The organism is Duganella caerulea (genome assembly GCF_040362985.1).
Classification (GTDB): Bacteria; Pseudomonadota; Gammaproteobacteria; order Burkholderiales; family Burkholderiaceae_D; genus Rugamonas; species Rugamonas vulcania.
The window spans coordinates 78,558-102,661 of the sequence record NZ_BPWJ01000003.1; the positions used below are offsets into that span (position 1 = coordinate 78,558).

General features: G+C 64.2%; 25 protein-coding genes. 15 read left to right on the plus strand and 10 right to left on the minus strand.

Going from position 1 to position 24,104, the window contains the following annotated elements; translation table 11 throughout:
• Positions 1 to 3,762 carry a methionine synthase gene (gene metH, locus ACUJB0_RS09570; protein WP_444845024.1) on the minus strand — a complete coding sequence of 1,254 codons (3,762 nt, stop codon included), beginning with the start codon at positions 3,760 to 3,762 and terminating at the stop codon, positions 1 to 3.
• 298 nt (positions 3,763 to 4,060) lie between these two features.
• Here metH and ACUJB0_RS09575 point away from each other — a divergent pair, with 298 nt between their 5' ends.
• Together ACUJB0_RS09575 and ACUJB0_RS09580 are read left to right on the plus strand one after the other, a co-directional pair.
• Positions 4,061 to 4,333 carry a BrnT family toxin gene (locus ACUJB0_RS09575; protein WP_444845025.1) on the plus strand — a complete coding sequence of 91 codons (273 nt, stop codon included), beginning with the start codon at positions 4,061 to 4,063 and terminating at the stop codon, positions 4,331 to 4,333.
• Positions 4,317 to 4,511 (plus strand): BrnA antitoxin family protein, encoded by a 195-nt coding sequence (locus ACUJB0_RS09580; protein ID WP_444845026.1) that lies wholly within the window; start codon positions 4,317 to 4,319, stop codon positions 4,509 to 4,511. The genes ACUJB0_RS09575 and ACUJB0_RS09580 overlap by 17 nt, the downstream gene beginning before the upstream one ends.
• An 18-nt stretch (positions 4,512 to 4,529) precedes the next feature.
• On the opposite strand, the gene ACUJB0_RS09585 is transcribed toward ACUJB0_RS09580, so the two are convergent.
• On the minus strand, positions 4,530 to 5,147 hold the full coding sequence (locus ACUJB0_RS09585) for a TetR/AcrR family transcriptional regulator C-terminal domain-containing protein (RefSeq protein ID WP_444845027.1): 618 nt from the start codon (positions 5,145 to 5,147) through the stop codon (positions 4,530 to 4,532).
• Positions 5,148 to 5,293: 146 nt separating this feature from the next.
• Here ACUJB0_RS09585 and ACUJB0_RS09590 point away from each other — a divergent pair, with 146 nt between their 5' ends.
• The 3 genes from ACUJB0_RS09590 to ACUJB0_RS09600 are packed head-to-tail and all read left to right on the plus strand — an operon-like array spanning position 5,294 to position 7,375.
• Complete coding sequence (locus ACUJB0_RS09590) at positions 5,294 to 5,956, plus strand: DUF3313 domain-containing protein (RefSeq protein WP_444845028.1); 663 nt, start codon at positions 5,294 to 5,296, stop codon at positions 5,954 to 5,956.
• Between the two features lie 40 nt (positions 5,957 to 5,996).
• The gene (locus tag ACUJB0_RS09595) at positions 5,997 to 6,455 is read left to right on the plus strand and encodes a hypothetical protein (RefSeq protein WP_444845029.1); all 459 of its coding nucleotides are present in this window, start codon (positions 5,997 to 5,999) and stop codon (positions 6,453 to 6,455) included.
• The gene (locus tag ACUJB0_RS09600) at positions 6,452 to 7,375 is read left to right on the plus strand and encodes a DUF2145 domain-containing protein (protein ID WP_444845030.1); all 924 of its coding nucleotides are present in this window, start codon (positions 6,452 to 6,454) and stop codon (positions 7,373 to 7,375) included. The genes ACUJB0_RS09595 and ACUJB0_RS09600 overlap by 4 nt, the downstream gene beginning before the upstream one ends.
• Here ACUJB0_RS09600 and ACUJB0_RS09605 read toward each other — a convergent pair.
• Positions 7,372 to 8,010: an NAD(P)H-dependent oxidoreductase gene (locus ACUJB0_RS09605; RefSeq protein ID WP_444845031.1), complete on the minus strand. Its 639-nt coding sequence runs from the start codon at positions 8,008 to 8,010 to the stop codon at positions 7,372 to 7,374. The two genes, ACUJB0_RS09600 and ACUJB0_RS09605, sit on opposite strands and share 4 nt — an antisense overlap.
• A 102-nt stretch (positions 8,011 to 8,112) precedes the next feature.
• On the opposite strand from ACUJB0_RS09605, the gene ACUJB0_RS09610 reads away from it, so the two are divergent.
• Positions 8,113 to 8,493: a MerR family transcriptional regulator gene (locus tag ACUJB0_RS09610; protein WP_444845032.1), complete on the plus strand. Its 381-nt coding sequence runs from the start codon at positions 8,113 to 8,115 to the stop codon at positions 8,491 to 8,493.
• Here ACUJB0_RS09610 and ACUJB0_RS09615 read toward each other — a convergent pair.
• Complete coding sequence (locus ACUJB0_RS09615; protein ID WP_444845033.1) at positions 8,456 to 9,064, minus strand: 2-hydroxychromene-2-carboxylate isomerase; 609 nt, start codon at positions 9,062 to 9,064, stop codon at positions 8,456 to 8,458. The genes ACUJB0_RS09610 and ACUJB0_RS09615 overlap by 38 nt on opposite strands.
• A 2-nt stretch (positions 9,065 to 9,066) precedes the next feature.
• Positions 9,067 to 9,888 (minus strand): CmcJ/NvfI family oxidoreductase, encoded by an 822-nt coding sequence (locus tag ACUJB0_RS09620; RefSeq protein ID WP_444845034.1) that lies wholly within the window; start codon positions 9,886 to 9,888, stop codon positions 9,067 to 9,069.
• A 105-nt stretch (positions 9,889 to 9,993) separates the two neighbouring features.
• Between ACUJB0_RS09620 and ACUJB0_RS09625 the strand changes: the two genes are divergently transcribed.
• Positions 9,994 to 10,944: a LysR substrate-binding domain-containing protein gene (locus ACUJB0_RS09625; RefSeq protein ID WP_444845035.1), complete on the plus strand. Its 951-nt coding sequence runs from the start codon at positions 9,994 to 9,996 to the stop codon at positions 10,942 to 10,944.
• Positions 10,945 to 10,948: 4 nt separating this feature from the next.
• On the opposite strand, the gene fmt is transcribed toward ACUJB0_RS09625, so the two are convergent.
• Both fmt and def read right to left on the minus strand, forming a co-directional pair.
• On the minus strand, positions 10,949 to 11,905 hold the full coding sequence (fmt, locus tag ACUJB0_RS09630; protein ID WP_444845036.1) for a methionyl-tRNA formyltransferase: 957 nt from the start codon (positions 11,903 to 11,905) through the stop codon (positions 10,949 to 10,951).
• A gap of 18 nt (positions 11,906 to 11,923) precedes the next feature.
• On the minus strand, positions 11,924 to 12,466 hold the full coding sequence (def, locus tag ACUJB0_RS09635; RefSeq protein ID WP_117012862.1) for a peptide deformylase: 543 nt from the start codon (positions 12,464 to 12,466) through the stop codon (positions 11,924 to 11,926).
• Positions 12,467 to 12,722: 256 nt separating this feature from the next.
• On the opposite strand from def, the gene ACUJB0_RS09640 reads away from it, so the two are divergent.
• From ACUJB0_RS09640 to ACUJB0_RS09660, 5 genes are all read left to right on the plus strand, one after another.
• Positions 12,723 to 13,829 carry a LysM peptidoglycan-binding domain-containing protein gene (locus tag ACUJB0_RS09640; protein ID WP_444845037.1) on the plus strand — a complete coding sequence of 369 codons (1,107 nt, stop codon included), beginning with the start codon at positions 12,723 to 12,725 and terminating at the stop codon, positions 13,827 to 13,829.
• A gap of 8 nt (positions 13,830 to 13,837) precedes the next feature.
• Positions 13,838 to 14,971, plus strand: a complete 1,134-nt coding sequence (dprA, locus tag ACUJB0_RS09645; protein ID WP_444845038.1) for a DNA-processing protein DprA — start codon at positions 13,838 to 13,840, stop codon at positions 14,969 to 14,971.
• Between the two features lie 67 nt (positions 14,972 to 15,038).
• Positions 15,039 to 15,503, plus strand: coding sequence for a Smg family protein (locus ACUJB0_RS09650; RefSeq protein ID WP_161083914.1), 465 nt, complete (start codon positions 15,039 to 15,041; stop codon positions 15,501 to 15,503).
• Between the two features lie 257 nt (positions 15,504 to 15,760).
• The gene (locus tag ACUJB0_RS09655; RefSeq protein WP_444845039.1) at positions 15,761 to 18,451 is read left to right on the plus strand and encodes a DNA topoisomerase III; all 2,691 of its coding nucleotides are present in this window, start codon (positions 15,761 to 15,763) and stop codon (positions 18,449 to 18,451) included.
• A 300-nt stretch (positions 18,452 to 18,751) separates the two neighbouring features.
• Positions 18,752 to 19,483, plus strand: a complete 732-nt coding sequence (locus ACUJB0_RS09660; protein ID WP_444845040.1) for a PEP-CTERM sorting domain-containing protein — start codon at positions 18,752 to 18,754, stop codon at positions 19,481 to 19,483.
• Positions 19,484 to 19,558: 75 nt separating this feature from the next.
• Here ACUJB0_RS09660 and ACUJB0_RS09665 read toward each other — a convergent pair whose 3' ends face one another.
• The 3 genes from ACUJB0_RS09665 to ACUJB0_RS09675 are packed head-to-tail and all read right to left on the minus strand — an operon-like array spanning position 19,559 to position 21,853.
• Positions 19,559 to 20,161, minus strand: a complete 603-nt coding sequence (locus tag ACUJB0_RS09665; RefSeq protein ID WP_444845041.1) for a hypothetical protein — start codon at positions 20,159 to 20,161, stop codon at positions 19,559 to 19,561.
• A gap of 1 nt (position 20,162) precedes the next feature.
• Positions 20,163 to 20,831, minus strand: coding sequence for a hypothetical protein (locus ACUJB0_RS09670; RefSeq protein ID WP_444845042.1), 669 nt, complete (start codon positions 20,829 to 20,831; stop codon positions 20,163 to 20,165).
• The gene (locus tag ACUJB0_RS09675; RefSeq protein ID WP_444845043.1) at positions 20,828 to 21,853 is read right to left on the minus strand and encodes an NADP-dependent oxidoreductase; all 1,026 of its coding nucleotides are present in this window, start codon (positions 21,851 to 21,853) and stop codon (positions 20,828 to 20,830) included. The genes ACUJB0_RS09670 and ACUJB0_RS09675 overlap by 4 nt, the downstream gene beginning before the upstream one ends.
• A gap of 73 nt (positions 21,854 to 21,926) precedes the next feature.
• Between ACUJB0_RS09675 and ACUJB0_RS09680 the strand changes: the two genes are divergently transcribed.
• The 3 genes from ACUJB0_RS09680 to ACUJB0_RS09690 all read left to right on the plus strand — a co-directional run bounded on the left by ACUJB0_RS09680 (position 21,927) and on the right by ACUJB0_RS09690 (position 24,001).
• Positions 21,927 to 22,841, plus strand: a complete 915-nt coding sequence (locus ACUJB0_RS09680; RefSeq protein ID WP_444845044.1) for a LysR family transcriptional regulator — start codon at positions 21,927 to 21,929, stop codon at positions 22,839 to 22,841.
• 105 nt (positions 22,842 to 22,946) lie between these two features.
• A complete protein-coding gene (locus tag ACUJB0_RS09685) occupies positions 22,947 to 23,429 on the plus strand; it encodes a hypothetical protein (protein ID WP_444845045.1) in 483 nt (160 codons plus the stop codon).
• Between the two features lie 92 nt (positions 23,430 to 23,521).
• Complete coding sequence (locus ACUJB0_RS09690; protein ID WP_444845046.1) at positions 23,522 to 24,001, plus strand: hypothetical protein; 480 nt, start codon at positions 23,522 to 23,524, stop codon at positions 23,999 to 24,001.
• Positions 24,002 to 24,104 lie beyond the last annotated feature (103 nt).

Sequence of the window (24,104 nt, forward strand, 5' to 3'; positions counted from 1 at the left end):
TCAGGACAGGTTGGGCGCCAGCCAGCGTTCCACCTCGGCCTTGTCCACGTGGCGGCGGGCAGCCATGTCATTCACCTGATCCTCGCCGATTTTCCCCACCACGAAGTACTTCGATTCCGGGTGCGCGAAGTAGAAGCCCGACACCGCCGCGCCGGGATACATCGCGTACGACTCGGTCAGCACCATGCCGATTTCCTCGGCCTGCATGGTGTTGAACATGTCGCGCTTGACGGTGTGCTCCGGGCAGGCCGGGTAGCCTGGCGCCGGGCGGATGCCGACGTACTTCTCGGCGATCATGTCGTCGTTGCTCAGCGCCTCGCCGGCGGCATAGCCCCACAGGTCGGTGCGCACGCGCTCGTGCAGGTATTCGGCGAAGGCTTCGGCCAGGCGGTCGGCCAGGGACTTGAGCATGATCGACGAGTAGTCGTCATGCGCGTCCTCGAAGCGCTGCTCGTACTTCTCGATGCCCAGGCCCGCCGTCACGGCGAACATGCCGATGTAGTCCTTGATGCCCGACTCTTTAGGCGCGATGAAGTCGGCCAGGCACTGGTTCGGACGCTGCACGCCGTCCACCACCGGCTTGACGCCTTGCTGGCGCAGGCCGTAGTAGGTGAAGTCCACCGTGCTGCGGGTGTCGTCGGTGTAGATCTCGATATCGTCGTCGTTGACGCTGTTGGCCGGCAGCAGGGAGACCACGCCGTTGGCGGTCAGCCAGCGGCCGTCGATCAGCTTCTTCAACAGCGCCTGGCCTTCGGCATACACCTTGGTGGCCGCTTCGCCCACCACTTCATCCTTCAGGATGGCGGGGAAGGGGCCTGCCAAGTCCCAGGTCTGGAAGAACGGGCCCCAGTCGATGTACTTGGCGATGGTCGCCAGATCGACGTTCTTGAACTCGCGGCGGCCGATGAACTTCGGCTTGACCGGCGCGAACGACAGTTTCATCTTGTTGGCGCGCGCGTCCTTCAGCGACAGCATCGGCAGCGCCTTCTTGTTGGCGTGCTGCTCGCGGATGCGCACATAATCCTGCTCGATCTCGTCGATGTACTGCTGGCGGCTTTCGGGCGTCAGCAGCGACTGCGCCACCGACACAGAACGCGATGCGTCCGGCACGTACACCACCGGGCCCTCGTAGTTGTGGGCGATCTTGACGGCGGTGTGCGCGCGGCTGGTGGTGGCGCCGCCGATCAGCAGCGGGATCTTCATCATGCGGAAATGCTCGTCGCGCTGCATTTCCTTGGCCACGTGGGCCATCTCTTCCAGCGACGGCGTGATCAGGCCGGAGAGGCCGATGATGTCGGCGTTTTCCAGCTTGGCGCGCGCCAGGATCTCGGAGCAGGGCACCATCACGCCCATGTTCACCACCTCGAAGTTATTACACTGCAGGACCACCGAGACGATGTTCTTGCCGATGTCGTGCACGTCGCCCTTGACGGTGGCGATGACGATCTTGCCCTTCGGTTTGGCGACGATGCCGGTGCGCGCTTCCTCGGCCTTCTTCTCTTCCTCGATGTAGGGGATCAGGTGGGCCACGGCCTGCTTCATCACGCGCGCCGACTTGACCACCTGCGGCAGGAACATCTTGCCCTGTCCGAACAGGTCGCCGACGATGTTCATGCCGTCCATCAGCGGGCCTTCGATCACGTGGATCGGACGGCCGTTGGCGGCCAGCACCTGCTGGCGCATTTCCTCGGTGTCCTCTGTGATGAACTGGGTGATGCCGTGCACCAGCGCGTGCGCCAGGCGCTTTTCGACCGGGGCGTTGCGCCATTCGAGGTTCTGTGCGTCCTGCTTGCCGGCGCCGGCCTTCAGCGTGCCGGCGATGTCGATCATGCGTTCGGTGGCGTCCTCGCGGCGGTTCAGCACCACGTCCTCGACGCGCTCGCGCAGCTCGGCCGGCAGGTCGTCGTACACGCCCACCATGCCGGCGTTGACGATACCCATGGTCATGCCGGCCTTGATGGCGTGGTACAGGAACACGGTGTGGATCGCTTCGCGCGCCGGGTCGTTGCCGCGGAAGGAGAACGACACGTTGGACACGCCGCCGGAGATCTTCGCGTGCGGCAGGTTGTCCTTGATCCAGCGGGTGGCGTTGATGAAGTCCACCGCGTAGTTGTTGTGCTCTTCGATGCCGGTGGCGATGGCGAAGATGTTCGGGTCGAAGATGATGTCTTCCGGCGGGAAGCCGACCGTGTTCACCAGCAGCTTGTAGGCGCGCTCGCAAATTTCGATCTTGCGTTCGAAGGTGTCGGCCTGGCCTTTTTCATCGAAGGCCATGACGATGACGGCGGCGCCGTAGCTCAGGCACAGCTTGGCCTGGCGGATGAACTCCGCTTCGCCTTCCTTCATCGAGATCGAGTTGACGATGGACTTGCCCTGCACGCACTTCAGGCCCGCCTCGATCACCGACCATTTGGACGAGTCGATCATGATGGGCACGCGCGAGATGTCCGGTTCGGAGGCGATCAGGTTCAGGAAGCGCGTCATGGCGGCCTGCGAATCGAGCATCGCCTCGTCCATGTTGATGTCGATGACCTGGGCGCCGTTTTCCACCTGCTGGCGGGCCACGCTGAGCGCCTCGTCGTACTGCTCGTTGAGGATCATGCGCGCGAAGGCCTTGGAGCCGGTGACGTTGGTGCGCTCGCCGACGTTGACGAACAGCGAGTCGTCGTCGATGGTGAACGGTTCCAGGCCGGACAGGCGCTGCGCCACCGGCACGTGCGGCACGGTGCGCGGCTTGACCGGGGCGAGGATCTCGCCGATGGCCTTGATGTGGTCCGGCGTGGTGCCGCAGCAGCCGCCGGCGACGTTGATGAAGCCCGCCTCGGCGAACTCCTTCAGCAGCGCGGACGTATCGGCCGGCAGCTCGTCGAAGCCGGTGTCGCTCATCGGGTTGGGCAGGCCGGCGTTGGGGTAGATGCAGACGAAGGTGTCGGCGATCTGCGACAGCTCTTCGGCGTAGGGGCGCATCAGCGCCGCGCCCAGCGCGCAATTGAGGCCGATGGTCAGCGGCTTGGCGTGGCGCACCGAGTTCCAGAACGCCGGCACGGTCTGGCCGGACAGGATGCGGCCGGAGGCGTCGGTCACGGTGCCCGAGATCATCAGCGGCAGGCGCGGCACGCCGGGGTTCTCTTCGTAGAATTTGTCGATCGCGAACAGCGCGGCCTTGCAGTTCAGGGTGTCGAAGATGGTCTCGACCAGCAGCACGTCGACGCCGCCTTCAATCAGGCCCTTGGTCTGCTCGTGGTAAGCGTCGACCAGCTGGTCGAAGGTGATGTTGCGGGCCGCCGGGTCGTTCACGTCCGGCGAGATCGACGCGGTCTTGGGCGTCGGCCCGAGCGCGCCGGCCACGAAGCGCGGCTTGTCGGCGCTGGTGTACTTGTCGCAGGCTGCGCGCGCCAGCTTGGCCGCTTGCACATTCATCTCGTAGGCCAGGTGACCCATGTGATAGTCGTCCTGCGCGATGGTGGTGGCGCCGAAGGTGTTGGTTTCGATCAGGTCGGCGCCGCCGGCCAGGTAGCGCTCGTGGATCTCCTGGATCACTTGCGGCTGGGTCAGCGTCAGCAGCTCATTGTTCCCTTTGACGAACAGCTCGCGCGCGCCGCTGTCCGCTGGCGCCGTGAAGTCGATGAACCGGCCATTGGGGCCGCCGCGGTAAGCGGTTTCGTCCAGCTTGTACTGCTGGATGATGGTGCCCATCGCGCCGTCGAGGATCATGATGCGGCGCGCAAGGATCTCGCGCAGCTGGGCATCGGTCTTGGACATGACGGGGCGGGACACGTTGTTATTCATTTGTTACTTTCTGAGGTCGTGGGCGAGCGCGCCGGGGATTGCTGGCGGCCTAAAATTATACGGCATCACGGAACTTGCTTCAGCGGACCGCCGCAGCGCAGCAACAATCTGCCAAATTTGGTTGTTTTTACATCGCGCAGCTTTGGCGAGATCTTGTGCCAAGGTGTCTGACGCGTACCGCTGATCCACCGCAAGCGAACATCCCGCCGCCACGCGCACACTTCGATGGCGCGCGCATGTGCTGCGCGTTCTATACTGTGACGGAGCGGCTATGCTCTATGAATGGGACGAGGGGAAAAATCAGCGCAATATCAAGAAGCATGGGGTCAGCTTTGAAGACGCTTCCGCCATCTTTGAGCATACAACGCTTACCTATTTTGACCCCAATGCCGGGCACGACGAGGACCGCTACATCGCCATCGGACTCAGCGGCGTTCGCATGTTGACGGTTGTTTTTACAGAGCGGGGCGACGATACCGTCAGAATTATCTCGGCCAGAAGATCGTCGCCATCCGAGGAGAAGCGATATGAACGAGGCTATTGATTTCAGCGATATTCCCGAGCTTGATGACGAGTCTTGCAAGGACGGGAGGATGCGGCCGCCGCTGACGCAAAAAGACACGATACTTTTGGATCACGATATCTACGAGTGGTTCAAAAGTAAGGGGCCGGACTATCAGCAGCGGATTAATTTACTTTTGCGTAGCCACATGAAGCAGTAAAGGTCCGGACGAAGCCGCCTATCTCGGCTTTGCGCCGGCGAAGAACATTTCGTTGGCGCGCTTGACCATCGCGCGGATTTCCGGCGGCGACAGCGGGGGCGGGTTGCGCTGATAGAGGCGCACGTCGGCCTCCGCCGTCAGCAGCGCCAGGAACTGTTGTGCGGTCACTTGCGGATCCGCCCGGCGGATGTCGCCGCGCTCCATGGCGCCCGACAGCACCACGGCCAGCGTTTCGACCGAAGTCCTGGGGCCGGCGTCGTAGAACAGCTGGCCGACATCGGAGCGGCCCGCTTCGGCCACCACCATGCGGTAGACCGCCAGCGCGCTCTTGTCGTTGCCCATCACGCCCAGCATCCGCTCGCCGAAATGCTCCAGCGCCGCCTCCAGCCCGGCCAGGCTGGTCGGCGCGGTCGACAATTCCCGCGTCGCGTCGGCCAGGTGGCCGGTGGCGCACGATTCCACTACCGCCATGAACAGCGCTTCCTTGGACGGGAAGTAGCCGTACAGGGTGACTTTCGATCCTCCCCAGCGCTTCGCCACCTCGCTCATCGTCGCGCCTTCATAACCTGCCTCCTGAAACAGCGCATCGGCTGCCTCGACGATGGCCTGGCGGCGCGCCTCGGTACGTACCTTCATTCCTGCTCCATATCTGAACCCCGTCGTACATTTTATGCGCAAAACACGCTTGACAGTAGTGGCTGATCATTCAATACTGTACTCATGTGTTCAGTTTTGGAAATCCTGGACGTCCGCCTTCCTTCTCCCTTAAATAAGGTCTCGCCATGCACTCATCGCTCAAATTGCAGCTTCCGCTCGTCCTCGTCCTGTGCGGCGCCGTCGCCGGTTGTGCCACCACCCAGCCGGTTCCATACGGCGGACTGGCGTCCGTGGAGCAGCTGCGCCCCAACGCCGGCGACAAGACCGGGCGCGTGCCCTACAGCTATTCCACGGCCGTCACGCTGCGCGATTATTCGAGCATCATCATCGATCCGGTGCAGGTCTATCGCGGCCAGGACAGCCAGTTCGAAGAGGTGACGGACGACGAGAAGGCCATGCTGGCCGCCTACATGCAGGGCGAGTTCGAATCCCGCCTGCGCAACCGCCTGCGCATCAGCCGCGACGCGGGCTGGAAAACGCTGCGCCTGAAGCTGACGCTGACCGGCGCCAAATCCAGCACGCGCTTCCTCAGCACCGTCTCGCGCTTCGACCTGGTCGGCGGGCCATACAACATCGTCCAGAGCATCCGGGGCAAGGAGGGCGCGTTCACCGGATCGGTGAGCTATGCTGTGGAGCTGTACGACGCCAGTACCAACCTGCTGGTGAGCGCCTACATCGCCAAGCAGTATCCAAGCCCGATGAACATCCCGGCCAGCCTGGGCACGATGGACGCGTCCAAGGCCGGCATACGGAACGGCGCGGACGAGCTACTCGCCGCGTTCAATTGAAACCATCTATACTTGCCGTTTGAAAAATTGAGGACATCCAATGCGCATTTCCCTCCCACTCCGCCTGATCGCCGCCGCCGGCGCGCTGGGCCTGGCCCTGCAGGCTAACGCCGACAGTTTCGTCTCCTCGGCATCGAGCGCCGGCTCGGCGTCCAGCGGCAGTATTTCCGATTCGCTGAACGGTTCAAGCAACAGCTCGGGCGGCGACAAGCGCAAGGTCGCCGACGGCGAGTACCGCATCATCCAGATCGCCGCCACGCCGGACCGCGCCGACCGCACCCGCGTCACGATGCAGGCGAACGATCCGCAGCAGCGCGTGGTGCTGGATCTGCCGCAGGTTACCTTCGACAAGCAGGGCCTGGCCGTCGGCGACGCGATGTACGCGCAGAACCGCGCCTACGGCATCGAGTTCGGTCGCGGCGATACGCACCAGCCGTTCTACCTGGTGCTGGCCGACGAGTGGTACGGCGAGCTGGCTTCGCGTCCGGTTTCTCTTTGAGGCCAGTCCGCGCGCTGGCGCTGGCCGCGCTGGCCTGCGCGGCGCTGTGCGCGGCGGGGGCGGCGCAGGCCGGCGGCTCGTCCGGCGCGTCGCGCTTCTGCGATCGCGGCCAGCCGCTCACCGCCGCCGAGCAAGACCGCCTGTTGCGCTTTGCCGCCGTGCTGCGCGAGGAGCTGGCGGATGTCGGCGACGGCGTGGCGCTGGTCAGCCGCTCGGGCCTGGACTTGTCGCGCTTCGATATCCGTTACTCGCATGCCGCGCTGGCGTGGCGTTCGGACACCGGCGCCTGGTCGGCGCGCCAGCTGTACTATGCCTGCGATGAAAGCCGTCCGCGCATCTTCGACCAGGGGCTGGCCGGTTTCGCGCTCGGCACGGACGATCCGGCGCTGGGTTATCTCTCCATCGTGCGCCTGCCGGCCGAGGCGATCGCGCCGTTGCGGCCCGCGCTGCTCGACGGCCCGCGCGTGCAGCATCTGCTGGCGGCCAAATACAGCGCCAGCGCCTACGCGTTCAGCGTGCGCTATCAGAACTGCAATCAGTGGGTGATGGAGATGCTGGCCGCCGGCTGGGGCGATCTGGCCGACGGCGACGACCTGCGCGAACGTGCGCAGGCCTGGCTGCGCGAGGAGCGCTACACGCCGCAACCGGTGCAGGTGGGCTCGCGCTTTTTGATGCTGGCGTCGCACTTCGTGCCGTTGCTGCATCTGGACGATCATCCGGACGAGGACCGCTCGGCGATGCAGCTGCGTGTTAGTTTGCCCTCGACGGTGGAGGCGTTCGTGCATCAGCGTTATCCGGCCAGCACGCGCGTGGAGCTGTGCCATGACGATGAGCAGGTCGTCATCCATCGCGGCTGGACGCCCATCGCCGCAGGCTGCAAGCCGGGCGAGGGCGACCAGGTAGTATCGCTACGAGATTAAGCGATCTCGGTGATCAGATTCGGGCGCGAACGGCGCACCTTCTTCAGGTTGACCAGCCAGTCGCCTTCCGGCTGGCGGTAGCCGATCGGCAGCAGCACCACGCTGCGCAGCTTGCGCTCTTTCAGCGACAGGATCTCGTCGACGGCGGCAGGATCGAAGCCTTCCATCGGCGTCGCGTCCACGCCTTCAAACGCGGCGGCCACCATCGCCACGCCCAGCGCGATGTAGGCCTGGCGCGCGGCGGCGTCGAAGTTGGCCTGCTCGGTGCGCGCGGCCACGATGCCCAGCAACTGCTTGCGATAGGCTTCCCAGCCTTCGTTGATGAAGCCGCGCTGCTCGTTGGTCAGGTCGAACATCATGTTGACGCGGTCTGCGGTGATGTTGTCCCATGCCGCGAACACCAGCAGGTGCGAGCTCTCGCTGATCTGCGCCTGGTTCCAGCCCACCGTCTGGATCTTGGCGCGGATTTCCGGGTTGGTGATGACGAAGACTTCGAACGGCTGCAGGCCGCTGGAGGTCGGCGCCAGGCGGATCGCTTCCAGGATGCGTTCCAGTTTTTCGTCGGCCACCTTCTTGGCGGGATCGAACTTCTTGGTGGCGTAGCGCCAGTTAAGCTTGTCAATTACATCGGTCATGTGTGAACTCCAAGTGATAAATCGTTAATGCGCCCCCAGCCAGCAAGCTCTGGAGTACCGATCTATAATAAGTTTCAAGCTAACTTGAGAGTCAAGGCAGAAATGAAAATTGGTGAATTGGCCCGCATATCGGGTTTGGCCCCCTCCACGATACGGTTCTATGAGGAGCAGGGTTTGCTGTCTCCCGCCTCGCGCACCGCCAGCGGTTATCGCGAGTACGCCAGCAATGCCACCGAGCGGCTGTATTTGATCCAGGCGTCGAAGCGGCTGGGATTCTCGCTTGATATCATCCGTGGCATGTTCACGGAAAGCGGGCAGTGTTCGAAACCGAAGACGCTGGCGCTGACGGAGATCCGCCTGCGCGAGATCGAGGAGCAGCAGGCCATGCTGGCGCAGCAGCGCAGCGACCTGCTGGCGCTGCGCGTGCTGCTGCAGGACGACAGCGTCAGCGCGCCGTGCCGGAAGAATTTTGCGGTGAACTAAGCGTCATCGCTCGCGCATCGTCCAGGCGGTCGTTCCCCCAGAACATGGCGTCGCCGACCAGGAAGGTGGGTGCGCCGAAGATGTGGCGGGCCTTGGCCTGCTCGGTGCGTTCGCGCAGCCTGGCCTTGTTCTCGTCGGTCTGCGCGGCGCGCAGGATGGCCGCGGCGTCCTGGCCCAGCGCGGTCAATATCACCGCCATGCATTGTTCGCTGCTGATGTCGCGGTCCTCGGCGAAGTTGGCCAGCATGGTGCGTTCGCAGAAGTCGGTCATCCACGGCTGTTCTTCGCACAGGATGCCGATGCGCGCGGCCAGCAGCGAGTTGCGCGGGAAGGTGGACGGCTGCCGCCATGGCAGGCCGTATTTGGCGCACTGGCGCGGCATGTCTTGCCACACGTAGGCGCCTTTGTCCTTTTGCAGAACGAAGGGCGAGTTGTTCCAGCCGGCGTCCTTGAAGATGGGGCCGAGCAGGAAGGGACGCCACACCACACCCTCCGGCGCCAGCTGGCGGATGCGCATCACGCTCAGGTAGCTGTAGTTGCTGGCGAAGTCGAACCAGAATTCCATTTTCATTTTTATCTCCCTTGGTAGATCAGCAGGCAGCGGATTTCGATGCTTTCCCTTGGTGGCGCATCCGGTGGTGCGTCCGCATGCTCAAACGCGGCGTGCGGCGTGTAGCGGGCCACCGGGCCGGGCGCGGAATCGAACTGCTTGAACACCAGTACCTCGTCGCGCGTCATCGTCGGGAAGTAGGACCATGCGTGATCCGTATTGTGCACCGCCTGGTAGATTTCGCCGTTCCGCTCGGGATAAAAAATGTCGCTGGCCACCAGGTCGGCGGGCGTGGCGCTGCGGGCGTCGCACAGGGCCAACGGTGCGTCGAGCACCGGATGGCGGATCGGACGCCACAGGTTGACGATGCTGTAGCGCTGGACCTGCGCGGTGTCGTCTTGCAGTTCAAGCTCCAGCCGGCGCCGCGCGGATGCGGGCGTGAAGTCGCAATGCACGCGGCCCGCCGCGCCGGGGCGCTGGCCTTCGATGCGGCCGAACGCCTGCGGCGTGCCGGGCATGCGCTTGCGCACCAGATGGTCGAACACGAAGGCCTGGCTGGCGCCGGTCAGCGCCAGGGCCAGTTCCGCCACTTCGGGATAGTAGAGCCGCACGACTTCCTCCTTGTCGGTGAAGTCGCGCACGGCGCTGGTGGCTGGGCGCAGCAGGTAGCCTTCGCGGTCCAGCGACAGCTGCGCGTCGGCGCGGGCATCGCGTATCGTCACCGGCACGCGCTCGTAGCTGGCGTTCTGCCACGGTTGGCCGTCGGGCGGCGGGTACATATAGGTGTATGGACGCTCCGGCGTCGGGCATAGATACTCCAGCGTGGCGGTGGTGGTGTGTGTCATCGCGTTCTCCCTGAAAGCTCCATTGAATCCGATCGCCGTGCCGCGCTCAAACGATATATCCGGCGGTTTCGCATTCCTGTTTCGCATGCGTGATACATTCATGGAATGGCTAATCGTCTTCTGGATCTTCCTCCGCTGGACTTGCTGCGCAGTCTGGTCGCAGTCGGGCGCCGCATGAGTATCACGCTCGCCGCGCAGGACATGTGCGTGACGCAGTCGGCGCTCAGCCGCCAGATACAGGCGCTGGAGGCCACGCTCTGCTATCGCGTGCTGGTGCGCGGCCATCGCTCCATCGAGTTCACGGCCGAGGGGCGGCGCCTGTTCCGCCATGCCGACGCGATGCTGGAGCAGCTGGGCGAGGTGGTGGCCAGCCTGCGGCCGGGCTATGCGCGCCAGGCGGTGACCATCAGCGCCAGTATCGGTGTGACGGCCTTGTGGATACTGCCTCGCTTGAACGCCTTCCAGCAGGCCGCGCCGCACATTGATGTGCGGGTGGCGGCCAGCAACCGCTTCGTCGACCTGGAGCGCGAGCAGGTGGATTTGTCGCTGCGCTATTGCCGGCCGCAGGATGCGCCGGAGGGCGCGCTGCGCTTGTTCGACGAGGCGTTGGTGCCGGTGGCGCATCCGGCGCTGGCGGTGTCCGCGATCGAGGATGCGGTGCAGTTGCGCAAGCAGGTGCTGCTGGAGTTTGACGATGTATCACGCCCGTGGCTGCAATGGCACGCGTGGTTGCGCGGCGCCGGCGCGGGGCGGGTCAAGCCGAAGGGCGTGCTGCGCTTCAATCAGTACGACCAGGTGGTGCAGGCGGCGTTGGCGGGGCAGGGCGTGGCGCTGGGCCGGCTGGAACTGGTGCGGCCCTTGCTGGAGCAGGGCAAGCTGGCGCTGGCCAGCGCGCTGCCGGCGACGGCTAGCGATTACGCGTATTGGCTGATCGCCCGCGGCGCGCTCAGCGCGGATGCGGTGGTGGTCCGGGATTGGATCGTGGAGGAGGCGGCGCGCAGTGGCGGTCCGCTCAACGCCCGTCGCGCGGCGCGACGCAAGGCACGCGCCGGCTGAGTTATCAGGCGAAGCTCAAGCCTTCGAGCGGGAAGCCTTTGATGAATTCCGTCGCAGGCAGGCGTTTGCCGCCCGGCTTTTGCAGCTCGGTCAGGCGCAGCGAGCCGCTGCCGCACGAAACCACGATGCCATGCTGCGCATCGGCGGCCAGCACCTGGCCTGCCGGCGCCTTGCTATCGGCTTCCAGCACCTCGGCGCCCCACAGCTTGACGTTGACGCCGTTGACCGTGCCATGTGCGCCAGGGAAGGGATTGAAGGCGCGGATCTTGCGGCCGATCTCCACCGCCGGTTGCGAGAAGTCCAGCGCCGCTTCTTCCTTGCTGATCTTGGCGGCGTAGCAGACGCCCGCTTCCGGCTGCGTCACCGCTTCCAGCTGGCCGTGCTTCATCTTGCGCAGCGCTTCGACGATCATCTTGCCACCCAAAGCGGCCAGCTTGTCGTGCACCGTGCCGGTGGTGTCCTGCTCGCCGATGGCGATGCGCTCGATCAGCAGCATCGGGCCGGTGTCCAGGCCTTCTTCCATCTCCATGATGGTGATGCCGGTTTCGCTGTCGCCGGCCTCGATGGCGCGGTGGATCGGCGCGGCGCCGCGCCAGCGCGGCAGCAGCGAACCGTGGATGTTCAGGCAGGGCTTGATGTCCAGCGTGGCGCGCGGCAGGATCAGGCCATAGGCCGCCACCACCATCACGTCGTACGGCGTGGACAGCAGGCGCGCATGCGCTTCCTTCGCCTGCTCGGCGCGCACCGGATCCTTGCTGTCGGTGCGCAGCGACAGCGGCTGCAGCACTTCGATGCCCTGCGCCAGCGCGTACTGCTTGACGGCCGACGGCTGCAGGTGCATGCCGCGTCCGGCCGGGCGGTCCGGCTGGGTCAGCACCAGCGGAATCTCAAAGCCTGCTTCGTGCAGGGCTTGCAGCGCGACTGCGGCAAATTCCGGCGTGCCGGCGAAGATGACTTTCATGCGGTTTCCCTGTGTGGCTTAGAAGCGGCGGCCGGCGGCGCGCAGCTGTGCTTCGCGCGCCATGCCGCGCTCTTCCTTGACCAGCTTGGCCTTGATGCGGTTGCGCTTCAGCGGCGACAGGTATTCGACGAAGACCTTGCCCAGCAGGTGGTCCATCTCGTGCTGGATGCAGACCGCCAGCAGGCCGTCGGCTTCCACTTCGAATGGCTGGCCCTTGACGTCCAGCGCGCGCACCTTGATCTGGGCGTGGCGTTCGACGCCGTCGTAGATGCCCGGCACCGACAGGCAGCCTTCGTCGTAGACCTGCTTCTCTTCGCTGGCCCAGATGATTTCCGGATTGATGTAGGCGACCAGCGCGTCCTTGGTTTCGGAGATGTCGATCACGACCAGCTGCTCGTGCACGTCGACCTGCGACGCGGCCAGGCCGATGCCGGGCGCTTCGTACATGGTCTCGGCCATGTCGGCCACCAGCTGCTCCAGCTTGGCGTCGAAGACGGTGACTGGCTTGGCGACTTTATGCAGGCGCGGATCGGGGTAACGCAAAATATTTAAGATGGCCATATGCTGTGACTGTGTTGATAACTATGTGAAAACTAAGTGACTGCCTTGATAACGCGCGCCGCACCGTGGGCGTCGTCGCCGTCATTTTCCCGATCAAAAACGCAACAGCCGCGCCGGCTACCGTTGCGCGGTTTCTCTTGCTAGTTCAGGGTTTTATGGGCAGAATTTGATTCAATTTAGCAAGCCTTTTCCGTCGAAGGGCGCTTCTTGCTAGCGTGTGCCTGCGCAGTTGTTTGCGCATTTACTGGATCTACTAATGAAAAATTTTAGCACAGTCGGCACCCGCTTAGTATTGGCGGCGCTTTTTTCGGGCTGGACGGCGGCCTCCGCCGAGCCAATCAAATGTGAATTCCGCGCCGACGCGCCGGACCAGCACCAGGTGGTCAAGGGCGATACGTTGTGGGATATTTCCGGCCGCTTCCTGGAGCGCCCGTGGTGCTGGCCCACCGTCTGGGGCATGAACCGCGAGGAAATCGCCAATCCGCACTGGATCTATCCGGGCCAGATCATCTGGTTCGACCGCGCCGCCGGCCGCCTGCGCCTGGGCAACCGGATCGAGGCCAGCGACGGCAGCAACAGCGCCTCCAACCTGCGCCTGAAGCCGCAGCTGCGCACGGAGGGCCTGGGCAAGGATGCCGTGACGTCCATCCCGGCCGGCGTGATCGAACCCTTCCTGACCCAGCCGCTGATCATCGAAAACGACGAACTGGCCGGCGCGCCGCGCGTGGTGGCCACGCAGGACGGCCATGTGTTCCTCGGCAAGGACGACAAGGCCTATGTGCGAGGCGACCTCAAGGGCGGCAGTTCGTTCCAGGTGTTCCGTCCCGGCAGCCCGCTGAAGGATCCGGTGACCAAGGCCATTATCGGCTACGAGGCGTTCTACCTCGGCACGCTGAAGTTGCAGGCCGAAGCCCAGCCGGGCAGCGGCAGCGATGTCCACACCTTCATCGTCGCCAGCGCCAAGGAAGAGATGGGCAAGGGCGACCAGCTGCGCGCGATTCCGCCGATGCCGATGCAGAACTACGTGCCGCATCCGCCCGAGCAGAAGGTGGGCGCGCGGGTGGTGGCCATTTACGGCGGCGTCACGCACGCCGGCCAGAACCAGGTGGTCAGTATTAATCGCGGAAAGCTTGATGGACTCGACATCGGCTCCGTGCTGCAGTTGTACCATGCGGGGAAGACTGTCAGCGACACCACGGCCGCCAAGAGCTGGCTGGGCATGCGCGAACAGCAGGTCAAGCTGCCGGACGAGGAAGTGGGCAGCTTGTTTATCTTCCGCGTGTTTAAGCATATTTCCTACGGCTTGATCATGCAGGTGTCGGCGCCGGTGGAAGTGGGCGACGTCGCCAAGTCGCCGGAGTGACCCGCGCCGTGCAAGCCACGGATACCCCCAACATCCCGTTCCAGCCAGTCAGCGCCGCCGCGCTGGCCGGCTGGCTGCGTTTGCAGATGACGGACGGCGTCGGCCTGGGCAGCGCCCACCGGCTGCTGGAGCGCTTCGCCACGCCCGAGGCGGTGTTCAGCGCCGGGCGCGAGGCCTTGCTGGGAGAGGTCAAGCCCGCTCAGGCCGACGCGCTGCTGCAAGCGCCGTCCGCCGAGCTGGCGGCGCTGGTGGACGCCACGCTGGCCTGGCAGCAGCAGCCGGGCAATCTCCTGCTGAGCTACGACCATCCCGATTATCCCGAAGCGCTGCGCCACATCGCCGCCGCGCCGCTGTTGTTATACATCAAGGGCCGGGCCGAGTTGCTGGCGCGGCCGTCGCTGGCGGTGGTGGGCGCGCGCAATGCCAGCGCGCAGGGCGTGCTGAACGCCGAGCGCATGGCGCAGGCGCTGTCCGAGGCGGGGCTGACCATCGTGTCGGGGCTGGCGCTGGGCATCGACGCGGCGGCCCACACCGGCGGGCTGAACGGGCCGGGCAGCACCATCGCCGTCATCGGCACCGGGGCCGACCGCATCTATCCGGCCCGAAACAAGGCGCTGGCGCGCCGCATCGCCGAGGAGGGCTGCATCGTCAGCGAATACGCGCTGGGCACGCCGCCGCTGCGCGACAACTTCCCGCGCCGTAACCGCGTAATCAGCGGCCTGGCGAGCGGCGTGCTGGTGGTCGAGGCGGCCGCCAAGTCCGGTTCGCTGATCACGGCGAAGCTGGCGGGGGAGCAGGGCAAGGAGTTGTTCGCCATTCCCGGTTCCATCCACGCCACGCTGGCCAAGGGTTGCCACAAGCTGATCCGCGAGGACGGCGCCAAGCTGGTCGAATCGGCGGCCGACATCCTGACCGACCTGGGCCGGCTGACGCCAGGTGGGCCCGGTTGCCGGCCGTTGTTGGACGACACCTTCGTCGACCGCGTGCTGGACGCGCTGGGCGACCATCCGGCCGCGCCCGACCTGCTGGCGTTGCGCCTGAACCAGTCCGCCGCCGAGCTGCAGGGGCAGTTGCTGGCGCTGGAACTGGCCGGGCTGGTCGAGCGTTTGCCGGGCGGTATGTTCCAGCGCTTGCGCAGGTAATTGCCTGAAAAAAAGGCGATCTGTGCGGCACTTGTGCGCGATCTGTTTTAGCTGATAGAGTAGAGCCATGTTCGACATCCTTGTTTATCTCTACGAGACCTACTACCGTCCCGATGCCTGCCCTGAACCGGCGGCACTGGCCAAGAAACTGTCGGCGGTCGGTTTTGACGATGTCGAGATTTCCGAGGCGCTGGTCTGGCTCAACGACCTGACCGCCATGGCCGGGGTGGAACATACGCTGACCGCCGCCTCGACCGGCACCCGTTTCTACGTGGACGAGGAGCAGGACGTGCTCGGATCGGCCGCCATCGGTTTCATCCAGTTCCTGGAGTCGGCCAAGGTGCTCACGCCGCTGCAGCGCGAAATCGTCGTCGAGCGCGCGCTGGCGCTGGAAGAGGCGCCGGTGTCGCTGGGCAAGCTCAAGGTCATCGTGCTGATGTTGCTCTGGAGTCAAGGCAAGGAGCCGGACGCGTTGATGTTCGACGACCTGTTCGGTTCCGATGAAGACCAGGCGCCCCGCCTGTTGCACTAATATATACGCGGCCGCGGGGCCGCACTTCCTCTAAAGTAACAATTTACGCAACAATCGGTCGTGCGATACGCCGTATTGCGGCCGTATTGCGCTGTTTGCTTGCGGTGTGGCCGGCAAGGCGCTTATCATTTGCGCTTTGACAAGACTGTCACGTGCCGGCCTTGCCTTCGGCGCCGCAAAAGTGCAGACTGCGACGCGATCCATGTATGATGCGCATGCTGCACCCACCCAAAGTGTTAAAAAACGAGATACAAAATATGACCAAAACCCTCATCATCGCCGAGAAGCCTTCTGTCGCGAACGACATCGCGAAGACGCTTGGCGGCTTCACCAAGCACGATGAGTACTTTGAATCCGACGAGTACGTGCTGTCCTCCGCCGTCGGTCACTTGCTGGAGATCGCCGTGCCGGAAGAGCACGACGTCAAGCGCGGCAAGTGGAGCTTTGCCCACCTGCCGATGATTCCGCCGTATTTCGCGCTGAACCCGATCGCCAAGACCGAGGCGCGCCTCAAGGTGCTCAACAAGCTCATCAAGCGCAAAGACGTCACCACCCTGATCAACGCATGTGACGCGGGCCGCGAAGGCGAGCTGATTTTCCGTTTGATCGCGCAGAACGCCAAGGCCAAGCAGCCGGTCAAGAGGCTGTGGCTGCAATCGATGACGCCGGGCGCGATCCGCGAAGGCTTCACCCATCTGCGCAGCGACGAGGACATGATGCCGCTGGCCGACGCGGCCCGCTGCCGCTCCGAGGCGGACTGGCTGATCGGTATCAACGGCACCCGCGCGATGACCGCGTTCAACTCGAAAGAGGGCGGCTTCTACCTGACCACCGTGGGCCGCGTGCAGACGCCGACCTTGTCGATCGTGGTCGAGCGCGAGGAAAAGATCAAGAAATTCGTGGCGCGCGACTTCTGGGAAGTGCGCGCCGAGTTCGTCTGCGCGGCCGGCGTCTACGAAGGCCGCTGGCTGGACACCAAGTTCAAGAAGGACGAGACCGACCCCGAGAAGCGCGCCGAGCGCCTGTGGAGCAAGGCCGCGGCCGACTCCATCGCGCTGGCCGTGCGCGGCAAGCAGGGCAACGTCACCGAGGAAGCCAAGCCGACCACGTCGATGGCGCCCGCGCTGTTCGACCTGACCAGCCTGCAACGCGAGGCCAACTCGCGCTTCGGCTTCTCGGCCAAGAACACGCTGGGCCTGGCGCAGGCGCTGTACGAAAAGCACAAGGTGCTGACCTATCCGCGTACCGATTCGCGCCACCTGCCGGAAGACTACATGCCGACCGTGATGCAGGCGCTGGAAGTGGTCAAGGAAAATCCGAACTACCACCAGTTCGCCAAGCAGATCCTGGACAAGAAGTGGGTCAAGCCGAACAAGCGCATCTTCGACAACACCAAGATCTCGGATCACTTCGCGATCATCCCGACCACCATCGCGCCGAAGAACTTGTCCGAGCCGGAACAGAAGCTGTACGACCTGGTCACGCGCCGCTTCATGGCCGTGTTCTTCCCGCCTGCCGAGTTCCAGGTCACCACCCGCTACACCGAAGTGGCCGGCCATCAGTTCAAGACTGAAGGCAAGGTCATGACCAACCCGGGCTGGCTGGCGATCTACGGCAAGGAAGCCTCGTCGGACGACGACAAGGAAGGCAACGCCAACGGCAACCTGGTACCGGTCGCCAAGGGCGAGAAAGTGCTGACCGACACGGTCAACGCCAACGGCCTGGTCACCAAGCCGCCCGCACGCTACACGGAAGCGACGCTGCTGTCGGCCATGGAAGGCGCGGGCAAGCTGGTCGAGGACGACGAGCTGCGCGACGCGATGGCCGGCAAGGGCCTGGGCACGCCGGCAACGCGCGCCGCCACCATTGAAGGTCTGCTGACCGAGCGCTACCTGCTGCGCGAAGGCCGCGAACTGATGCCGACCGCGAAAGCGTTCCAGCTGATGACGCTGCTGCGCGGCCTGGGCGTGAACGAGCTGACCGCGCCGGAGTTGACCGGCGAGTGGGAATACAAGCTGTCGCAGATGGAGAAGGGCAAGATCTCGCGTGAAGAGTTCATGCGTGAGATCGCGCAGATGACGCAGGTGATCGTCAAGCGCGCCAAGGAATACGACAACGATACGATCCCGGGCGATTACCACACCCTGCACACGCCGTGCCCGAACTGCGGCAGCGTGGTCAAGGAAAACTATCGCCGCTTCGCCTGCACCAAGTGCGATTTCTCGATGAGCAAAACGCCGGGCAGCCGTCAGTTTGAAATCGAGGAAGTGGAACAGTTGCTGAAGGACCGGACCATCGGCCCGCTGCAAGGGTTCCGTTCGAAGATGGGACGTCCGTTCGCGGCCATCCTGCGCATCGTGCGCGATGAAGAGATCAAGAACTTCAAGCTGGAGTTCGACTTCGGCCAGAACGACGATTCGGAAGATGCGGAACCGGTCGACTTCACCGGCCAGACCGCCTTGGGCCCTTGCCCGAAGTGCGCCGGTGGCGTGTACGAAATGGGCCTGGCGTATGTTTGCGAAAACAGCGTCGCCAAGCCGAAGACGTGCGACTTCCGCAGCGGCCGCATCATCCTGCAGCAGGAAATTTTGCCGGAGCAGATGGCCAAGCTGCTCAACGAGGGCAAGACCGATCTGCTGCCGGGCTTTGTTTCGCAGCGTACCCGTCGTCCGTTCAAGGCCTTCCTGACCAAGGGCAAGGACGGCAAGATCAGCTTCGAGTTCGAAGAGCGCAAGGCCAAAGCGCCCGCCAAGGGCAAAGCGGCAGCGGTAGCGGACGAGGGCGCGGACGGTGCGGCGGAAGGCGCGGCGCCAGCGAAGAAAGCGCCGGCCAAGAAGGCCGCAGCAGCGAAGGCTCCGGCCAAAGCCGCCGCGGTTAAAAAGCCGGCGGCCAAGAAGGTGCCAGCGAAGAAAGCGGCGCCTAAGAAAGCTGCCGCCACCGCTGAGTAATCTTCAGCGGCACCAAAAAAAACGGGACCTTGATGGTCCCGTTTTTTTGCTGCGGCAGGCTTTTTTGACCGCAACGATGGCATTTGCGCCACAGTCCAAACTGCGCATATCAATTCTCGCGACGCTATGTTAATGCGCAGAGGGTTTTGCCTCGCATTTGGTCACTGGATGCCGATGGCGCATAAAAGTGACGGTTTGATCATATTGTTTATTCCATTTGCAAGCGCTACGATCTCCGGTTGAGCTTTCGGTTACGCTGCTGCATTCGCCGTGCGGCCGGAGTTCGTACGGAGAAAAAATATGCAGAACATCATTCCAAAACTGACTTTCAGCGCCTTGATGGCGGCCGCTTCTTTCGCCCAGGCCAGCACCTTCATCGACACGCCAGCGTTCAGCATTTCCTATGTCGACGGTTCCAAACCCTCGCAGTGGAATATCGGCCTGATGGACACGACAGCCGGCTCGGCCACCTTCGACATGAGCACTCTGAACCGACAACTCGGCAACGCGTACGCCGGGCCGAACGGCACGCTGGAGAACGAGGCCAGCGCCTACCATTACAGCGTCTTCCACATCGATGTCCACGACGGCTACAAGATCAACAACCTGATGTTCTCGGGCGTGGCGAGCGGGATGCACCACTCGTATTGGCAGCCGGGCGAGCAACCGGGCTTTGCCGACAACAGCCTGGACCTGCGCTGGAACGTCACCGGCGCGGAGGGCGGCAACCGCGTCCTGCTGAGCGACAAATCCCTTGATGGCGGCTACACCTTCCGCTCGGAGTTTGGCGCGGTCAACTATGGCAACTCGTTCGATGTTGCGCTGAATGGCTGGGTCTGGGCCTACGTTGTTCAGAGCGCGGACGGGAAATGGGGACCGACATCGCAGGCGGCGGCAAGCATCCACAACACCGCGTTGACGATCGACTACGCGGAAATCAAGTCGCCGGTGCCTGAGCCGACCAGCGGTGCGATGCTGCTGGGCGGGCTGGCGCTCCTGGCCTGCGTAGCCCGCCGCCGCGCCGCCAAATAAAGTTGGGGTCAAGTCTGACATTCGGACACGAGCTCTGCCGTAGCGCGATGCTACGGCAGAGCTCGTGTCCGAATGTCAGACTTGACCCCACTTGCCTGGCTTCATGGGGACTTCGATCAGTTCGCCTGCTTGCCATTGCAGCGCTTGCTCTTTGTCGAGCACGACCGCAGGCGGCAGCGTGGGTAGGCTGGAGGCGATGGGCAACCATTGTTGATCCTGGCGGCGGTAGACGGTGATTTCGCAGGCGCCGCTTGGGCTGCCGCAGGCCCAGGCCATCCAGTCGTCGCTGATCAGCAGATAGGCCAGCCGGTCGCTGTGCGGATCTTGCAGCCGCATGCCGTGCATCGCGCCGGATGGCTCGCGGTACCAGTCTTCTTCGTAGCTGTTGTCGAGGCCGGTTTCGTGGACGTGGTCGGCATCGTCGAAGCGCATCCAGCCGGCGTCGAGCTCGCCACTGATGGCGGGATAGGCGATAGCGGGATGCCAAGTGCAGCGCTCGCCTTCCACCACGGTCTCGCCGGCGAAGCCGTTGATGCCGGCGCGGCCTACCGGAATGCGCAAGTCGATGTGGTAGCGCTCGGCCTGGAGCCACCATACCTGCGTGGTCAGGTCGCTGCTGCCGTTGCTGCGCCAGATGCCGCGGCGGCGCCACAAGCCTACGTATTCGGATGGAACCATGTCACTTCAAGTCGTCGGTGTAAAAATACACCGTACCACGAATCGCGCTGGCGGGCACATGCAGCGCGTCGGCCAGAGACTGCGCGGTTGGCTCTTGCAGGGACGACTTGTTCAGCTTGATGGCCGCGGTCGACGCGCCGCTCTCTGCAGTGTAGGAAACGATATGGTCGAAATCCGGCCGGCTGTCGATCCGCTTGACCAGGTAGCGCTGCCGGCCGCTGCCGATCTGCATGTAGCTGGCGCCGGCATTGGTCTTGTGCGCAGACGACAGTTGGCGGTACATCAGCACCTTGTCGACCACGATGGTGGAGGCGGGGAACTGCGTCTTGCCGCCTTGCTCGAAATGGCCCAGCACCAGGTCGGCCTTGAACTGCTTGAGCGGCGCGGCGCTTGCCGGCGACAGGCGCGACAGCTCGAACTTCTCCGGCGCGATGGTCCACAGCGCGGTCTTGCCATCGAGCCGACTGCGCAGCGCGGCTTCGGTGGCGTTATCGGCCACATGCACTTGCAGGATCACCTGATAGTCGTGCGGCGCGTGGAACATCGGTAGGTGCGATGCGTACAGGCCTTCCTTGCCGCCGAATAGCGCCATGCCATGCTCGCCATACGTGGCGTCCGCCGCGCCCGCGCTGCCGGCGATCAGGGACAATGCAAGCAGCGTGCCCCTCATGCCTTCACCAGCAGCTTGCCGCGATGCTCGCCGGTGAATAGCGAGTTCAGCGCGGCCGGCAATTGCTCGAAACCGTCGATCACCGTTTCCTCGAACACGATCTCGCCGGCCTTCACCCACGGCGCGACGATGCGTATCATCTCGTCCATCCGGTGCAGATAGTCGCGCGCCAGCATGCCCTGGATCGTGGCGCGCTGGTACAGCATGTGATGCAACAGACGTGGGCCCAGTTCCGGCGTCTCCAGGCCGCCGCTGTACTGGCTGATCTGGCCGCAGATGACGATGCGCGCGCGGCGGTTGATGAGCGGGATGATGGCGTCCGTCACCATGCCGCCGACGTTATCGAAATACACGTCCACGCCGCCGGTCAGCCGCTTGATTTCCGCGCCCAACGCATCGGCGTCCGCGTAGGCCTTGTAGTCGATGGCCCAGTCGGCGCCGAGTTCGTTGCGCAGCCAGTCGCACTTGGCCTGGCCGCCGGCGATGCCGAGCACGCGCGCGCCGTGGCGCTTGGCGAACTGCACCACCAGCGATCCCACAGCGCCCGCCGCGCCGGACACCACCACCACCTCGCCCGCGTGCGGCTTGCCCGATTCGGTCAGGCCGAACCATGCGGTGCGGCCCGGCATGCCGAGCACGCCGAGCGCGGTGGTCACCGGCGCCAGTTCGGGATCGATGCGCTTGAGGCCGCTGGCGTGGACGCGTGCGTGGGTCTGCCAGCCGGCGTAGCTCTGCACCCAGTCGCTGGCGGCGAAGCCGGGCGCGTTCGACGCCAGCACCTGGGCCACCACGCCGCCCTGCTGCACGGTGTTGAGAGGATGCGGTTCGGTGTCGTAGGTCGGTTTGCTGGACTGGCCGATGCGCATGTACGGGTCGACGCTGAACCAGCGCGCTTCGATCAGCACTTCGCCGTCGCCCAGCGCGGTCGACAGTTGTTGTTCCACGAGCTCGTAATGCTCGGCCGTGATTTGGCCGGCTGGCTGCCGGCGGTAGATCCATTGTTTTTGGGTGAGGGTAGTCATGCTCAGATGGTAAGATGCTCTTCGTATCCAGTAAAGCAACTTAAATTCACCTTTTGTATCCTGTTTGGACATCATGAATCTTTCCGACCTGCGCGTTTTTGTCAGCGCCGCCCGGCGTCCGTCGCTGGGCGCGGCCGCGTTGGAGCTGCATTTGACGCCGTCGGCCGTGTCCAAGGCGCTCAAGCGGCTGGAGGACAGCCTGGGCAAGTCGCTGTTCGACCGCAGCGCCAAGCAGCTAGTGCTGAACGACAGCGGCCAACTGTTGCTGGCGCGCGCGCAGACCCTGCTGGCGCTGGCCGACCAGGCCAAGGCTGACTTGATGGGCGAACGCGCCGCCGTCGATTGCCGCGTCGCCGGCCCGGCCATCCTGCTGTGGCGGCACGGCCAAATGTTGTCGCAGGCGCTGCGCGCCTATCCGGAAGCGAGCCTGCGGATGCAGGCGATGTTCGAGGATGAGGCGCTGGCGGCGTTGCTGCGCGGCGATATCAACGCCGCCATAGTCACTGGCGACGTCATCGAGGGACGCGGCGAGCATTGGTCGGACGAATGGCAGGTCACGCCGCTGGGCAGCGTGACCCTGCATCTGGTGGCGGGGCAGCAGCATCCACTGGTGGCGTCGCTGCCGCCGGCGCCGTTGCTGGAGGCGGATACGGCGCAGGTGCTGGCACATGATTTCGCCTGCCCGTCGCGTTCGCTGTTCTGTGGCGTGCAGCGCGGCGCGCGTTCCGACGGCTGGCGCGATGATCAACTGCCGCGCAAGATCCGCTACTGGACCGACGATCTGCAACTGCTGCTGGCGCTGGTTAAATCCGGCGAGGCCCTGGCCTACCTGCCGGACTTCGCGCTGGCCGACCCTGAGCTGCGCCGCATCCACGTGATCGACTGCGCTTTCGAATGCGTGGAGCAGGTGGCGTTGGTGTGGAACCGCGCCAAGGCCAGCGCTTGGCAGCGCGAACTGGCGGACTCGCTTGCGGGATACAACTCGTAACTTTTCTTACGGGAATGCGGTCGTCTGCCGCCGGGGCGGTCGCGTTAATTGCTCAAGACGCTGATGAACAGCGATCTGCCCACCACTAGAAAAGGAAACACAATCATGAAAACCAAATCCCTGATGATCGCCGGCGTGCTTTCCATGATCAGCGCCGCAGCCTTCGCGCAAACCAATCCAGTGGCACAAGTCCATCGCGACAATGCTCAGATCCGCCAGGACGTCAAAGAGATCCACCAGGACACCCGTGAAATCAAGCGCGACAACGCGGTGATCGCGGCCAAGCAAACGCAGGTGGCGGCAGGCGAGCAGCAGCTGAAGGCGGAGCGCGGCGAACGTAACGCGCTGGCCCGCGCCGAGCACGTCGATGTGAAGAAGGGCGACCTGGCCGGAGCCCAGCAGCTGGACCAAGGGCGCCGCGCCGAGCAGCAGAACATCAAGGTGGAAAAACAGGCCATCAAGCATGACGAGAAAGTGATCGCCCATCGCAGCGCCGACAAGCACCAGGAGCAACTGGCGCGCCGCGATGAGAAGCTGGAGCGCCACGCCGACAAGGTCAAGCGCGACCATGACGCTGCCAAAATCTGATTGCTGAAATATCAAGCAAGCCGGGCGCCTCCAAACCGCCCGGCTTTTTTGCGCTTGCGCCACTTGAGGCGAGGAACTATATTGAACTTATCATGACAGTCGCCCTCAACTCCGTTAGTGCAAGTCCGGCTTACCAGCCGTATGTGCCCGTCGTCTCCAGTACGGCGGCGGGGAGCTTGTCGTCGGCGGCCGTCAGCCTGTCGGCGGAGTCGGCCGTGGTGGCCTCGCTGGGCGGATCGACCGGCGCGGCGGTCTACACGCCGTCCGGTTTGCTGGATACCTTGCAGCAGGCCGGCACCGCGACCGAGCCGGTGACTGTTCCCACCGAGGGCAGCAATGTCGACACCTCGGCCACGGCGCAGCAAGCGCAGGATCAGGCCATTCTTTCCTCTTTGGCCTCGGCGCCGTCCGCGTCGGGCGTCTACACCGGCGCCGGCACGGTTGGCGGGCTGTCCGAGCAGGCCTCGGCCAATTGGGCGGAGCTGCTCAAAGCCAATCCCAACCTGGCCGGCACCGTCATCGCCGATTCTTTCAACTCTGGACTAGTCAGTTCCCTGCAAGTCACCGCCTAATAAAATTGGGGTCAAGTCTGACATTCGGACACGAGCTCTGCCGTAGACGCGCGTCTACGGCAGAGCTCGTGTCCGAATGTCAGACTTGACCCCACCGTTTCGG